Below are 12,611 nucleotides of genomic sequence, written 5' to 3' on the forward strand. Positions count from 1 at the left end.
ACCGACTAGTCGGGCAGCGACCATCGGTCGCGGGGCCTCGTCGTCGCCGTTGTTCGCAGCGACCTCGGGGCCGGTCGACGGCGCGGTAGCGTCGGGGCCATGAGCATTCTCGAGGTCGCCGTTGTCGGCTACGGCTTGGCCGGGTCGGTCTTCCACGCTCCGCTGATCGCCGCGCAACCGCGGATGCGGGTGGCGGCCGTGGTGACCTCCTCGGCGGAACGCGCCGAACGAGCCCGCGCCGAACATCCCGGCGTGCGCGTGGTGTCGCATGCCGAGGAACTGTTCGCCACACCGGGCGGCATCGATCTGGTCGTGATCGCGACACCCAACAGCACGCACGCCCCGCTGGCCGGGCAGGCGCTCGAGGCCGGGCTGCCGGTGGTGGTCGACAAGCCGTTCGCGGTCTCGGTGGACGACGCCGAGGACCTCGTCGCGCGCGCGGAGCGTTCCGGCCTGGCGCTGTCGGTCTTCCAGAACCGGCGCTGGGACGGCGATTTCCGGACCCTGCGCGAACTCGTCGAGACCGGAAAGCTGGGCCGGGTGCGGCGTTTCGAATCGCGGTTCGAGCGGTGGCGTCCGGTGCCGAAGGGCGGCTGGCGGGAGATCGGCACGGACGAGGAGGGCGCGGGCATCCTGCTCGACCTCGGCAGCCACCTGGTGGACCAAGCCGTGACCCTGTTCGGACCCGTGGCTTCGGTGTATTGCGAGCTGGACCGGCGGCGTGCGGGGATCACCACCGACGACGACGCGTTCGTCGCGCTCACCCACACCGGCGGTGTGCGCTCCCACCTGTGGATGAGCGCGGTCGCCCCGCATCTGGGACCGCGCTTCCGGGTACTCGGATCGGAGGCCGGGTACGTCACCTACGGGCTGGACCCGCAGGAGGACGCGCTACGGTCCGGTCGCCGCCCGGACGACGGTTCGACTTGGGGCACAGTCGATGCCGAGCGTTGGGGCGTGCTGGGCGCGGAACCGGACTTCGCCCCCGTGCCGACCGCGCCCGGCGCCTACCCCGCGTTCTACTCCGCGATGGCCGCCGCGCTCCTCGACGGCGCACCCGTCCCCGTCGACCCGCGTGACGCCGTCACCACCCTGCGCCTGCTGACGAAAGCACGAGAGTCGGCGGCCAGGGGTGTGACCGTCACTGCCTGAGCAGGGCTGGCCACCCTCGCCGCGAGTCGATAACGTCGGTCCCCGGGAATCGGCCGGTCCGGCCGCTCGGCGGAGAGGAGACCCACATGGGTGCAACGGCTTTCGCGGTACTGCTGCCGCTGGCATTGGCCTTGGTGATGTTCGGCCTCGGATTGACCCTGACGACAGCGGATTTCGCGCGCGTCCTGCGGTATCCGAGAGCGGCGGTGATCGCGCTGGTGTGCCAGATGATCGTGCTTCCCGCGCTGTGCCTGGGCATGATCTACCTGTTCGGACTCGAAGGCGCGCTGGCCGCGGGCATGCTGTTGCTCGCCGCGTCGCCGGGCGGAGCGTCGGCGAACCTGTTCAGTCACATCGCCGGAGGCAATGTGGCGCTCAACATCACGCTCACCGCGATCAATTCGGTGCTCGCGGTGTTCACGATGCCGGTGGTGGTGGCGCTGTCCTATGCCTTGTTCCTGGAAGACGAGGGTTCGGTCGGGCTGCGGCCGGAGAAGTTCGCCCAGGTGTTCGCCATCGTGCTCGTGCCGGTCGCGATCGGCATGGTGGTGCGCCGGCGGTTCCCGGAGTGGTCGCGCCGGATGCGCGGCGCGGTGAAGATCCTCTCCGTCGTGGTGCTCGCGCTGGTGATCGCGGCCGGGGTGGGCTCGAACCTGGACACGCTGACCGAGCACATCGGGAAGCTGGCCTCGATCTGTCTGTCTTTCGCCGTGCTCAGTCTGGCGATCGGCTACTTCCTGCCCAGGCTGTTGCGGGTGGAAACCGGTCAGGCGATCGCCTCGGCCATGGAGATCGGCGTGCACAACGCGGCGCTCGCGATCGCCGTCGCCGCTTCGGTGCTGCACAACGACACCATGGCCGTGCCCGGCGCGGTGTACGGGGTCCTGATGAACATTCCCGCGGCGATCGCGGCGTATCTACTGGCCAGGCGGGCGCGGCGGGAGCAGCCCGCACCGGTGCCGAGCATGGCTGGTTAGCGGAGGCAGCGGGCGGCCCGGACACGAACACGCCCGATCGGTAGCCTCTCGGAGGGTCGTCGCCATCCGGTCGGCGCCATCGGAAGGGAGCCAGCTGCGCGATGCAACCGCTCGGCACGAACGATCCGGCGCGGATCGGTGACTACCGTCTGCTCGGCGTGCTCGGCGCGGGTGGCATGGGCCGGGTCTATCTCGGACGGAACGCGGGCGGGCGCACCGTCGCGGTCAAGGTCATCCGTCCGGACATGATCGACGTGGAATTCCGCCAGCGCTTCCGGCGCGAGGTGGCCGCCGCGCGCCGGGTCGGCGGTCAGTTCACCGCACCGGTGCTCGACGCCGACGTCGACGCCGATCCGCCGTGGCTGGCCACCGGTTACGTGGCCGGATTCGCGCTGGACGACGCCGTCGAGCGGTACGGGCCGTTCACGGAGAACGCGCTGGTCGTACTGGCGCACGGGCTGATCGAGGCAGTGGCTGCCGTGCATCGGGCCGGAGTGGTGCACCGCGACCTCAAGCCGTCCAACGTCCTGCTGGCCCTCGACGGTCCGAAGGTGATCGATTTCGGCATCGCGCGCGCGATCGATGACAGCAAGCTCACCACCACCGGAAAGGTCATCGGCTCACCGGGATTCATGTGTCCCGAGCAGGTGACCGGCGATCCGGTCGGCCCGCCCGTCGACGTCTTCGCCCTGGGCGGGGTTCTCGTGTTCGCGGCGACCGGCCACGGACCGTTCGGCGTCGGCGACGCGGTGCAGATGCTGTGGCGGGTGGTGTACGAGGAGCCGCAACTCGACGACGTGCCGCAGCGACTGCGTCCCCTGCTGGCGGCCTGTCTGACCAAGGACCCCGCGGCGCGCCCGACTCCGGACCAGCTGCTCACCCAGCTCACCGCACTCGGCATCCCCGAGCGCGGCGGCTGGTTGCCCGCCCCGGTGGTCGAGGAGGTCAGCCGCCGCGCGGTCGAGTTGCTGAACCTGGACTCCGGCTCGTTCCCCCGCCGAGACCACCCCGCATTCGCCGATCCGGGGCGCACCGCCGACACGATGGCCCTTCCCAGCGCACCTCCGAGCCCGCAGCACGACCACGGACGATCGGTGCCCACGCAGATACGGCATCCGGGCTCGCCGCAGCCGTCTCCCGCGTTCACGGGACAACAGACGTATCCACCCACGCACCAGGGTTCGCCCCGGTTCGGTTCGGTCGCCGCTGCACCGCCGCGCCGCCCAGGCCGCGCCCTGCTCATCGCAGGCGCACTTGTCGTCTGCGTCGCAGTCGCCGTCGCGGCGTTCGTGGTCGGCGCCCAGCTGAAGAACGACGGTTCGACCGAGGCGATCACACAGACCACCCAAACCAGCGACGATCCTTCGACGACAGCCGCCGCGCAGGCCGATGAGACGAATCCGACCACCAGCAGCAGCCCGTCCGATACCAGTGTTCCGGAGGCTTTCCTCGGCGAATGGAAAGGCGTCGCCCGCGACACCTTGGCGTCGTTCGACATCGTGCTGACCATCCGAGACGGCGCCGTCGGCGAGGAAATCGCCCAGTCGTCGAACACCGGCAAACTGCGCGGTCAGCGCTGCGAACGGGCGGAAACCCTCACCGCCGCCGCCGAGACCGAGCTGTCCTTCGTCGCGCGGCTCTCCGGCAACTCCCCCGGCTGCTTCGACAACGGCTCCACCTCGACCGTCACCTTGCAACCGGATGGCTCGATGTCGTACAGCACCTCCGGCGTTTTCGGCAACATCGAAGGAATCCTGCGCAAGAGCTGAGGGCCGGACGCCTGCCGCGCCGGGTACCGGCAGCGGGAACGCGGGCCGCGAGCGTGGTCGCGCGCGGGCGGTTAAGGTGCGGCGGTGGACAGAGCGGAATTCTTCGAGCGCGGTGCTTCCATCGCCGATCGTCTGACGACGACGCAGGCGCAACCGCCGTGGTGGCTGGTGGCGGCGGCCGCGGTGGCGGCGCTCGTGCTGGTGGGATACACACCCATCTGGCGGTTCACCCGCAATATCGTCACCATCGCGCACGAAGGCGGCCACGCCATGGTCGCGCTGCTCACCGGCCGCAAGCTCAACAGCATCCGATTGCATTCGGACACTTCGGGGCTCACGGTGTCGAGCGGGAAACCCTACGGGCTCGGGATGATCCTCACCACGATGGCGGGTTATCCGGCACCGGCGCTGCTCGGTCTCGGATTCGCCGCCCTGCTGGGCGCGAGCCGGATCACGCTGATGCTCTGGACGGCCATCGCCCTGCTCGCCGCGGTGCTGATCAAGATCAGGAATATCTACGGCGCCATCACCGTGCTCGGTCTCGGCGCGGTAGTCTTCGTCGTCTCCTGGTTCGGAACCGACACGCTGCAAGCGGGATTCGCCTATCTGGGCGCGTGGTTCCTGCTTTTCGCCGGGACGCGTCCGGTGATCGAACTGCAAAGGGGCCGTTCCCGGCAGCAGCGCGCCCGCTATCACGACGTGGACTCCGACGCCGATCAGCTCGCCCGGCTCACCCGGCTGCCCGGCCTCCTGTGGGTTCTGGTGTTCGGCACCATCGCCGTCGGTTCGCTGGCAGTCGGCGCATGGCTGCTCATCTCCGCCATCGCCGAGGTCTGCCTGCCGGGTGCGCCCTCGGGCTCCTGCTTCGCCACACGCTGACCGCCGAGGCCGCGCTGCGGGCCGCGATCGGCTCGGTTAGGCTCGAATCCCGCCTTGTGCCACCGCCTTACCGGCGGCGGCGCGTCGCCGAGCGCACCCAACGACGGGCTGTACCGGCGCGGAACGCGATTCCACGACCTCCGGAGCCAGCATGGCAGCCATCCTCGCGCCGAGCACTTCTGCGCGGCGTCCTCTTCCGATACTGACGCTGATTGCGGCGGTATTCCTCGCCGCGCTCCCCTTTGCGGCGACCGCTTCGGCGACGCCGGTCGGCGCGGCCTGCGCAACACCGTTGGCACCGGCCGAAACAGCCGCGATCGTAGAACTGTCCGACACCGGGTCGCTGACCGGTTCGTCGCTGCGGCGGCTGGAGCAGGCCGTCGACCGGCACCGGCGGATCACCGAGATCCTGGTCGGCCACCGGGATCAGCGCGGTGTGTTCTCTCTCGGACTCGACGCGGTCGAACGAGCCGCCGTGCTTCCGCTCCAGCGCGACCCCGCGTCGTTCGACGACCCGGAATGGGCACACCGGATCAGTCTCGAGTTGCTGTCGCGATTCCTGCGCACCGTGCACGCCGAATTCACCGGCGCGCCCGCCGAGCCGCACTGGGCGCACTACTTCGACCTCACCCGCCGCTGCGAACTGTCCCCCGCCCGGGTCGCGATGGCCGGTTACAACGCGCATCTGACCGTCGATTTGTCGTATTCCGTCGCGGCGGTCGGCAGCACTGCCGCCAACGCGGCCGACTATTTCCGCATCGTCGACGCGATCGCCCAGCAGGGCGCCCTGATCGTCGAGCAGACCAAGGTGGTCTACGGCGGCGACCTCGGGCCGCTGTGGCGCTTCTACTTCCTCGGCGAGGGCTTGGACCTGGTGCTCGGCCCAGGCGCCGGGACCGGCCCACTGCTGCGCCTGGCCGACGCGGGGGCCAATGTGATCATCTTCGGAAACGGGTTGGCCCTGCAGGATCCCGCCTCGGCGTCGGCCGTCACCGCCGAGATCGATGCGCTGTGGCGTGGCCTCGATCTGGGCTTCGAAACCCTGTCCGGCCTCGGCGGCCTCTAGCTCGATTCGGTTGTCGACCGCGCTGCGGTCAGCGTGCGGCAACCGGCCGGACGCGTGATCGGCGGATTCGATGCCACGCGCTCGCATTGCGGGCCGCGTGCCAGGTGACGGGGCCAGGATGCGGCGGCCTACACCTGCAAGTGCAGGCTGGTGTCCATGGCGGCGAAGGCCCGCCGTGTCGCCTCGGCGAGTTCGTCGGGAGCGTAGCGGGGTCGCCACTCATCCAATGCGCACCGCCAGGTGGCCACACAGAATTCGATGACCAGCCGCAGTTCGAGACTGCCGGGAGTGCCGAGGCGCTGGGTGATCTCGGTCTGGATTTCGGCGCAGTGGCGCAACGTGTGCCCGTTGAGGGCCGGGGACTGTTCGATCAGCTCGAGCGTGCGGGGGAAGCGGCGGTACCAGTCGGCGTCCATGCGGTCGAGGGTGGTCAGCATGGCGTCGCGGAAGACATCGGTCACCGGGCCGGACTTCTCGGTTTCGTCCAGGACCTCCAGGTAAGCGCTCCACAGCTGCTTGACGGCGGTGAGTGTCACGTCCTCCTTGGAACGAAAGTTGCGAAAGAACGTCCGCCGCGAGACCTCCACCGCGTCCAGCAGCGCGTCGAGCGGGGTGTTATCGAATCCGCGCTCGCTGAACAGTGCGACAGCGGTATCGGCCAACGCCTGGTGGGTGCGCAGCTTCTTGCGTTCGCGCAGCGTCGCGGGTCGGTCGGCGATCGGCATGAACTCAGACTAGCCCTCTTGCACAAAGAGTGCATATGCTTCACTGGAGCAACTGCCACACTGTGGCGTTTGAGAGGAGATCTGACTGTGCGTGCACTTGTTGTCGACCACACCGCCCCCGCGCACCTCGCACTGGCCGAGGTGCCCGAACCGGAACCGGGTCCGGGCGAGGCGCTGGTGCGAGTGGAGGCGGTCTCGCTGAACTATGGCGAGGTCAAGGGCGCCACCAGCCCTCGGACACCGGACGGCACGGTGATCGGCTGGGACGCGGCGGGCGTGGTCGTGAAAGCGGCTGCCGACGGAACCGGGCCCGCCGAGGGGACCAGGGTGGTCACCCTCGGCGGAGCGGGGGGCTGGGCCGAGCAGCGGGCGGTCTCGGCCACTCGGCTCGGCATCGTGCCCGAGGATGCCGACTTCGCCGCCGTCAGCACCGTCCCGGTCGCCGGGCTGAGCGCACTACATGTGTTGCGCCGCATGGGTCAGCTGCTGGGTCGGCGGGTGATGATCACCGGTGCGTCCGGGGGCGTCGGCCGCTACGCGGTGCAACTGGCCGCTCGCGCCGGAGCCGAGGTGGTCGCGATCAGCCGGAACCCCGCGCAGTCGGACGGCCTGCGGTCGTTGGGAGCGCACGAGGTCCACACCGATCCGGGCGGCGTGGACCGGCCCGTGTACGCGGTGCTCGACAACGTCGGCGGACAGCAACTGGTCGATGCCTTCGCCGCCGTGCAGGCCGGTGGCACGTTGGTCAGCGTTGGTCGATCATCGGACACCGACGCGGTTTTCCCACCCGACGCGCTGGTCGCCACCGACGGACGGCACGACCGGTCCATCCGCACGTTCTTCCTGTTCGCAGATCCTGCCACCGATTTCTCCGCCGATCTGACCTGGCTGGCCACCCAGATCGGCGCCGGCCGCCTCGACCCGGGAATCAGCTGGCGCGGCCCGTGGACTCGCTACGCCGAGGCCGGCCGGGCACTGCTCGACCACCGCCTGCACGGCAAAGCCGTCCTCGATATCGACTGATCACCTCTCCAGCGCCGCTACCGCTTCTCGGACGAGGTCCTCGGGGGACCGTGTCCCGTCGACTGCGCTGCCGATCTCATCGGGCTCGAGCGGCTCCAGGGTGGCCAGCTGGGAATCGAGCAGGCTCAGCGGCATGAAGTGCCCCCGCCGGTCGGCCAGGCGGCGCTCGAGTTCGCCGCGCGGGAGGTCCAGGTGCAGGAAGAACGCGTCAGGAGCGGACGCGCGCAACCGGTCGCGATAGACCCGCTTCAGGGCGGAGCAGGTGACGACGGCTCCTTCGCCGGATCGCTCGGCGAGCCATCCGGCGAGGGCGTCGAGCCAGGGTTCGCGGTCGGCATCGTCCAGCGGTGTCCCGGCCGCCATCTTCGCGACGTTCGCGGGCGGATGGAACTCGTCGCCTTCGGCGTAGTCGACGCCGAGTGCGGCGGCCAGGCGGGTGCCTACCGTCGTCTTTCCCGATCCCGACACTCCCATCACGACGATCGGTACATCGTGCACTCGAGCCTTCTTCCCATACGTGGCAGATCTCGTGCTCGTGGACTTGTCATCGGCGACAACCCAGCGGCAGGCCACTTCGTCGACCTGTGCAGTGACCAGCAGCGCCGCCGCGGCTAGATTTCAAGGACCGCGACTTCGCGATGTTACCGGTGTCTCTGAATCTGCTCTGCACCAATGACTTCCGCAGATGCGCGGACGACTGGACGGGAAGTATCGACATGTTTGCAACGACGCAATGCACGCATCTGGTCCGAGATCCGAACCGCGACCGCACGCTCGACCCACGAATGGTCGGCAGCGAGCGCGGGCGCTGAGGGGAGCGGCGTGCCGACCGCGCGCTCCACCGATCTCGTCCCGACCACCGAACACATCGTGCGACACCTGCTGGACATCATTCCCCGGCGGCACGTCACGAGCGGAAATCTCCTGCGTGAGGAGATCCGCGCCACCGTCGCGAACTGCCTCGACCTGGTCGCGTCCGGCGGACCCGAGCCACCGGATCGCACGGTCCGCATTTTCGAGGCCGCTACCCGGTGGGCCGGCGTCGGAGTTCCGATGGACACCGTCCAGCACCTGGTTCACGAGGGATTCCGCCTGTATCTCGACGATCACCTGCGCGGATCGCCCGCCGTGCGGCACGACGACATCCGCGGGATCTTCGACGCACTGCACGCCGTCACCGCGACGGTATCGCTCGCCTATCTGTCCGTCGCGCCCGCCGCCGAGCAGATGGCTCCGCACGCCGCGGCCGTCGCGCTGCTCAGGGGGCACCACCCCGGGAAGGTCTACCGGGAGCACGGCATTCCGGTCGCCGACCGCTACACCGTGCTGGCCGTGGCGCTCGACCGAGCCACCGAGGAACGTCCGGGTCGACGCCCCGGAGACGGGCACGCCATCCGGCAGCGCATGCAGATCTGCCTCGCCATGCGCTGCGGAAGACACGTGCCGACCCTGCTCAGCGCGATCGGCGGGACGATTCTGGTGCCGGTGTCGCTGGTCGCCGAGAACGAACTCGACGACTTGGTCGCCGCGCTGGCCGCGGCGGTGCCCGCCGCGCTCACCGCCGCCGCCATCCCCGCCGAACCGGACCGGATCCCCGATGCCGCCGACCAGGCGCACGAACTGCTCGACATGGTCCGGCGCCTGCAGCAGCCGCCGGGCCTGTACCGCTTCGACGATCTGGCCCTCGAGTACCAGCTCACCCGGCCGGGCCCGGGCCGCGACCGGCTGGCCGCCCTGCTCGACCCGCTGGAGGAACATCCGGAGCTGTTCGAGACCCTGCGCGAGCACGTCCGCAACGACTTCAACCGCAGGCGCACCTCCCGGACGATGTACCTGCACCCGAACACCGTGGACCATCGCCTCAAGCGAATCGGCCGCCTCACCGGCTTGGACACCGCCCTTCCGCAGGTGCTCTACCGGCTGCGCGCCGCGCTCATCGCGCGCACCTATACCGAGCCGCAATCCCCGCCCCCGCCGACCGGCTAGGGTCGGAAGACATGGAACTACGCATCTTCACCGAGCCGCAGCAGGGCGCGAGCTACGACACCCTGCGCACCGTCGCCAAGGCCACCGAGGACTTGGGATTCGACGCGTTCTTCCGCAGCGACCACTACCTGAGCATGGGCGGCGCCGACGGGCTGCCCGGTCCGACCGACGCCTGGATCACCCTCGCCGGACTGGCCAGGGAGACGAAGCGGATCCGCCTGGGCACCCTGGTCACCGCCGCCACCTTCCGGCTGCCCGGCCCGCTGGCGATCCAGGTCGCGCAGGTGGACCAGATGTCCGGGGGCCGGGTCGAATTCGGTTTGGGCAGCGGCTGGTTCGCCGAGGAGCACGCGGCGTACGGCATCCCGTTCCCCACCGACAAGTTCGCCCGGCTGGAAGAGCAGCTGGCCGTCATCACCGGGCTCTGGGCCACCAAACCCGGCGACACCTTCAGCTACGAGGGCAAGCACTACCAGCTCACCGACTCCCCCGCCCTGCCCAAACCGGTGCAGGACCCGATACCGGTGCTGATCGGCGGGCAGGGCGCCACCCGTACGCCGCGGCTGGCCGCGCAGTACGCGAACGAGTTCAACATGCCGTTCTCCTCGATCGAGGACAGCGCGCGGCAGTTCGGCCGGGTGCGCGCCGCCGCGGAGGCCTACGGCCGCCCGGCTGATGACCTGGTCTACTCCAACGCACTGGTGGTCTGCGTGGGCGCGAACGACGCCGAGGTGGCGCGCCGGGCCGCCGCCATCGGGCGCGAGGTGGACGAGCTGAAGGCCAACGGCCTGGCCGGTTCACCCGCCGAGGTGGTGGACAAGATCGGCCGCTACGCCGAGATCGGCACCGGCCGCGTCTACCTGCAGGTGCTCGACCTGAGCGATCTCGCCCATCTCGAACTGATCTCCGCGCAGGTGCAATCGCAGCTGTGAGTCACTCAGCCCAGCGGACGGTTGGTCGGCACGATGACGAAGCTCGGCGCCGACGGATCCAGTTCGAGGTGCTGCGGCTTCAGTTCGGTGTTGTTGAGCATGGGCCGGAACGCCAGCGCCTTCGGCGAGTTGCCCGCGAAGACATCGATCCGCAGCCGGTGGCCGGGTCGCAGCACCGCCTGCGTCGGAATGACCGCGATGTCCAGCGCCACCGGCTCCCCCGGAACGACCGGCTGCACGCTGTCCAGGGTGATCGGATTGAACGGTTCGGTCAGGTCGCCGGCCGGTGTGCGGCTGCTCTTCTGCTCGTCGACGGCGCGCAGTGAGGCGGTCAGCTGGCCGGTGGTCAGCACCCGCGACGTTCCGTCGGGCCCGACGTCGTTGACCGTCACGTTCCAGTAGCCGTCGGTGGCCTCGTGCACGGTGTTCAGGTGCACGTTGATCGGACCCGAGATCACCGTCGGCTCGGTCATCGGCGCACTGGTGAAGGTCAAGGCGTTGCGCTCGGCGATGCGTGAGTCCTTCGCGCACACGTCCACCACCGCGGCCATTCCGGCCGAACCCTGCGCGGTGTCGCGGGAACACGCCACGGCGAGGCCGGGCGACACCGTCAGGGTCTGTCGTTCGTTCGGAACGGTCATCGTCAGCGATCCGTCGTGCACGGCCTTCCCGGTGGTGCCGCTCGGTGCGGCCGACAGATACACGCGGCGATGGTTGAGGTCCTTCTGCGGGAACTGTCCGAGGGTGATCCAGCCGCCGCCCTGTTCCCACACGGTGATCGGCCCGAAGTCGCCCATGCCGTGGTCGACGTCCTTCAACCATTTGTCGAACCACACCCGTTGCAGCACGTCGAGCCGCGGCGGCGCGCCGGGAATGCCCGTTCCCGCACCGGGATTCGCGTGATAGGTGTCGCCGACGACCAATTGCTTCCGCCCCGCGGGCAGCGGAATCGCGTTGTACAGCTTGGTCGCGCTGTTGGCGAAGATGTCGTGCCAGCCTCCGTAGACGAAGGTGGGCACCGTGATGCGCTCGGGACGCCCCTGGATGCCGCGACGGAAATAGCTGTCCTCGTCCAGCGCGTCGGCCAGCGCGGGCGGCACGTGATCGAGCGAGGGGGTGAGCAGCGCCTGGGCCAGCAGATCGACGTTGCTGGCCGGGTCGGACATCCGCTCGTGCAGCCACGCCCAGTCGAAGGTGCCGTTGAACATCGACTGCACGTCGGGTATCAGCTTCAACTGGTTGACCGTGTTGAGCCACATCGGAAGGAACGTCGTCCCCACGCCTCCGCCCGGGGCCACGACATCGCGCATGAGATCGCTACCCGGCTCGACGGGGAAGATCGCCTGCAGTGGCGCAGGGGCGTTCTCGGCGGCGCGCAGCTGGTTGATTCCCGAGTACGAGCCGCCGCTCATCCCGATCCGGCCGTTGGACCACGGCTGGGTGGCCGCCCACTCGATCACCTCGCGGGTGTCGAGCTGTTCCCGCTCGCCGAGGGTGTCCCACGCCCCCTGGGAGAAACCGGTACCGCGCACGTCCACGATGACCTGCGTGTATCCGGCACGGATCAGGTTGCGATCGAGACCGAGCACCGTCTGCACGGTGCCACCGTCGACCGCGTGCAGCAGATCGCCGAAACCACTGACCGGCGTGCGGGAAAGATTGACGCGGTTCACCAGCCGCACCGTCAGCGGCTGCAACCCGGGCGCCGCGAGCGCCGAGTCGATCAGATTGGTCATGAGCTTGGTGTACGGCGTGAGGTTCACGATGGTGGGCAGCGGCTGCTGCTCGACCTCGCCGCCGCGCTTCACCGGCCGGTAGACGTTGGCCTTCAGCACCACGCCGTCGCTCATCCGGATCGGGACGTCCCAGTCGATGTGCACGTCGGCGTACGGCTGGGGGCCGTCGTGCAGCGCGGTCCACCGCACGCTGTGCGCGTCGGGCGACGGCTCCGCTGCCGCGGGCACCGACCCGAAGCCCGCGGTCGCCAGCACCGCGGCCGCGGCCACCACCCGGATCGCCCTGATCATCGTTCGTCCCACCACACGCCCCGATGCCATCTCGCTCCCTCGACCGGTCCGGACCGACCATCGATCGCCCGATTG

11 protein-coding genes are annotated in these 12,611 nt (G+C 69.5%); 8 read left to right on the plus strand and 3 right to left on the minus strand.

Annotated elements, in window-relative coordinates:
- Nucleotides 1–99 precede the first annotated feature (99 nt).
- The 5 genes from IU450_RS19795 (at nucleotide 100) to IU450_RS19815 (ending at nucleotide 5,843) form a co-directional block, all read left to right on the plus strand.
- On the plus strand, nucleotides 100–1,152 hold the full coding sequence (locus IU450_RS19795) for a Gfo/Idh/MocA family oxidoreductase (RefSeq protein ID WP_195151242.1): 1,053 nt from the start codon (nucleotides 100–102) through the stop codon (nucleotides 1,150–1,152).
- Nucleotides 1,153–1,238: 86 nt separating this feature from the next.
- Entirely contained in the window at nucleotides 1,239–2,129 is an 891-nt protein-coding gene (locus IU450_RS19800; protein ID WP_195151243.1) for a bile acid:sodium symporter family protein, read from the plus strand.
- Between the two features lie 101 nt (nucleotides 2,130–2,230).
- Nucleotides 2,231–3,898, plus strand: a complete 1,668-nt coding sequence (locus IU450_RS19805; RefSeq protein ID WP_195151244.1) for a serine/threonine-protein kinase — start codon at nucleotides 2,231–2,233, stop codon at nucleotides 3,896–3,898.
- Nucleotides 3,899–3,982: 84 nt separating this feature from the next.
- The gene (locus IU450_RS19810; protein ID WP_195151245.1) at nucleotides 3,983–4,777 is read left to right on the plus strand and encodes a M50 family metallopeptidase; all 795 of its coding nucleotides are present in this window, start codon (nucleotides 3,983–3,985) and stop codon (nucleotides 4,775–4,777) included.
- Nucleotides 4,778–4,928: 151 nt separating this feature from the next.
- Nucleotides 4,929–5,843 carry a DUF5995 family protein gene (locus IU450_RS19815; RefSeq protein ID WP_195151246.1) on the plus strand — a complete coding sequence of 305 codons (915 nt, stop codon included), beginning with the start codon at nucleotides 4,929–4,931 and terminating at the stop codon, nucleotides 5,841–5,843.
- Between the two features lie 128 nt (nucleotides 5,844–5,971).
- On the opposite strand, the gene IU450_RS19820 is transcribed toward IU450_RS19815, so the two are convergent.
- Entirely contained in the window at nucleotides 5,972–6,568 is a 597-nt protein-coding gene (locus IU450_RS19820) for a TetR family transcriptional regulator (protein ID WP_195151247.1), read from the minus strand.
- 87 nt (nucleotides 6,569–6,655) lie between these two features.
- On the opposite strand from IU450_RS19820, the gene IU450_RS40955 reads away from it, so the two are divergent.
- Nucleotides 6,656–7,591 (plus strand): zinc-binding dehydrogenase, encoded by a 936-nt coding sequence (locus tag IU450_RS40955; protein WP_195151248.1) that lies wholly within the window; start codon nucleotides 6,656–6,658, stop codon nucleotides 7,589–7,591.
- Here the strand turns inward: IU450_RS40955 and IU450_RS19830 are convergent, their stop codons facing one another.
- A complete protein-coding gene (locus tag IU450_RS19830) occupies nucleotides 7,592–8,065 on the minus strand; it encodes a gluconokinase (RefSeq protein WP_195151384.1) in 474 nt (157 codons plus the stop codon). It lies immediately after the preceding gene.
- Between the two features lie 348 nt (nucleotides 8,066–8,413).
- Between IU450_RS19830 and IU450_RS40960 the strand changes: the two genes are divergently transcribed.
- Together IU450_RS40960 and IU450_RS19840 are read left to right on the plus strand one after the other, a co-directional pair.
- The gene (locus IU450_RS40960) at nucleotides 8,414–9,577 is read left to right on the plus strand and encodes a PucR family transcriptional regulator (protein WP_195151249.1); all 1,164 of its coding nucleotides are present in this window, start codon (nucleotides 8,414–8,416) and stop codon (nucleotides 9,575–9,577) included.
- Nucleotides 9,578–9,588: 11 nt separating this feature from the next.
- Nucleotides 9,589–10,509 (plus strand): LLM class F420-dependent oxidoreductase, encoded by a 921-nt coding sequence (locus IU450_RS19840; RefSeq protein WP_195151250.1) that lies wholly within the window; start codon nucleotides 9,589–9,591, stop codon nucleotides 10,507–10,509.
- A 5-nt stretch (nucleotides 10,510–10,514) separates the two neighbouring features.
- Here IU450_RS19840 and IU450_RS19845 read toward each other — a convergent pair whose 3' ends face one another.
- On the minus strand, nucleotides 10,515–12,566 hold the full coding sequence (locus IU450_RS19845) for a CocE/NonD family hydrolase (RefSeq protein WP_228834824.1): 2,052 nt from the start codon (nucleotides 12,564–12,566) through the stop codon (nucleotides 10,515–10,517).
- Between the last annotated feature and the right edge of the window lie 45 nt (nucleotides 12,567–12,611).

The sequence above is a fragment of the Nocardia abscessus genome, from assembly GCF_015477775.1.
Lineage (GTDB): Bacteria > Actinomycetota > Actinomycetes > Mycobacteriales > Mycobacteriaceae > Nocardia > Nocardia abscessus_A.

Excerpts from the sequence above, each read along its gene's own strand:
- IU450_RS19795 (WP_195151242.1), top strand. The coding sequence starts at position 100 with ATGAGCATTCTCGAGGTCGCCGTTGTCGGCTACGGCTTGGCCGGGTCG.
- IU450_RS19800 (WP_195151243.1), top strand. The coding sequence starts at position 1,239 with ATGGGTGCAACGGCTTTCGCGGTACTGCTGCCGCTGGCATTGGCCTTG.
- IU450_RS19805 (WP_195151244.1), top strand. The coding sequence starts at position 2,231 with ATGCAACCGCTCGGCACGAACGATCCGGCGCGGATCGGTGACTACCGT.
- IU450_RS19815 (WP_195151246.1), top strand. The coding sequence starts at position 4,929 with ATGGCAGCCATCCTCGCGCCGAGCACTTCTGCGCGGCGTCCTCTTCCG.
- IU450_RS19820 (WP_195151247.1), bottom strand. The coding sequence starts at position 6,568 with ATGCCGATCGCCGACCGACCCGCGACGCTGCGCGAACGCAAGAAGCTG.
- IU450_RS19830 (WP_195151384.1), bottom strand. The coding sequence starts at position 8,065 with ATGGGAGTGTCGGGATCGGGAAAGACGACGGTAGGCACCCGCCTGGCC.
- IU450_RS19840 (WP_195151250.1), top strand. The coding sequence starts at position 9,589 with ATGGAACTACGCATCTTCACCGAGCCGCAGCAGGGCGCGAGCTACGAC.
- IU450_RS19845 (WP_228834824.1), bottom strand. The coding sequence starts at position 12,566 with ATGGCATCGGGGCGTGTGGTGGGACGAACGATGATCAGGGCGATCCGG.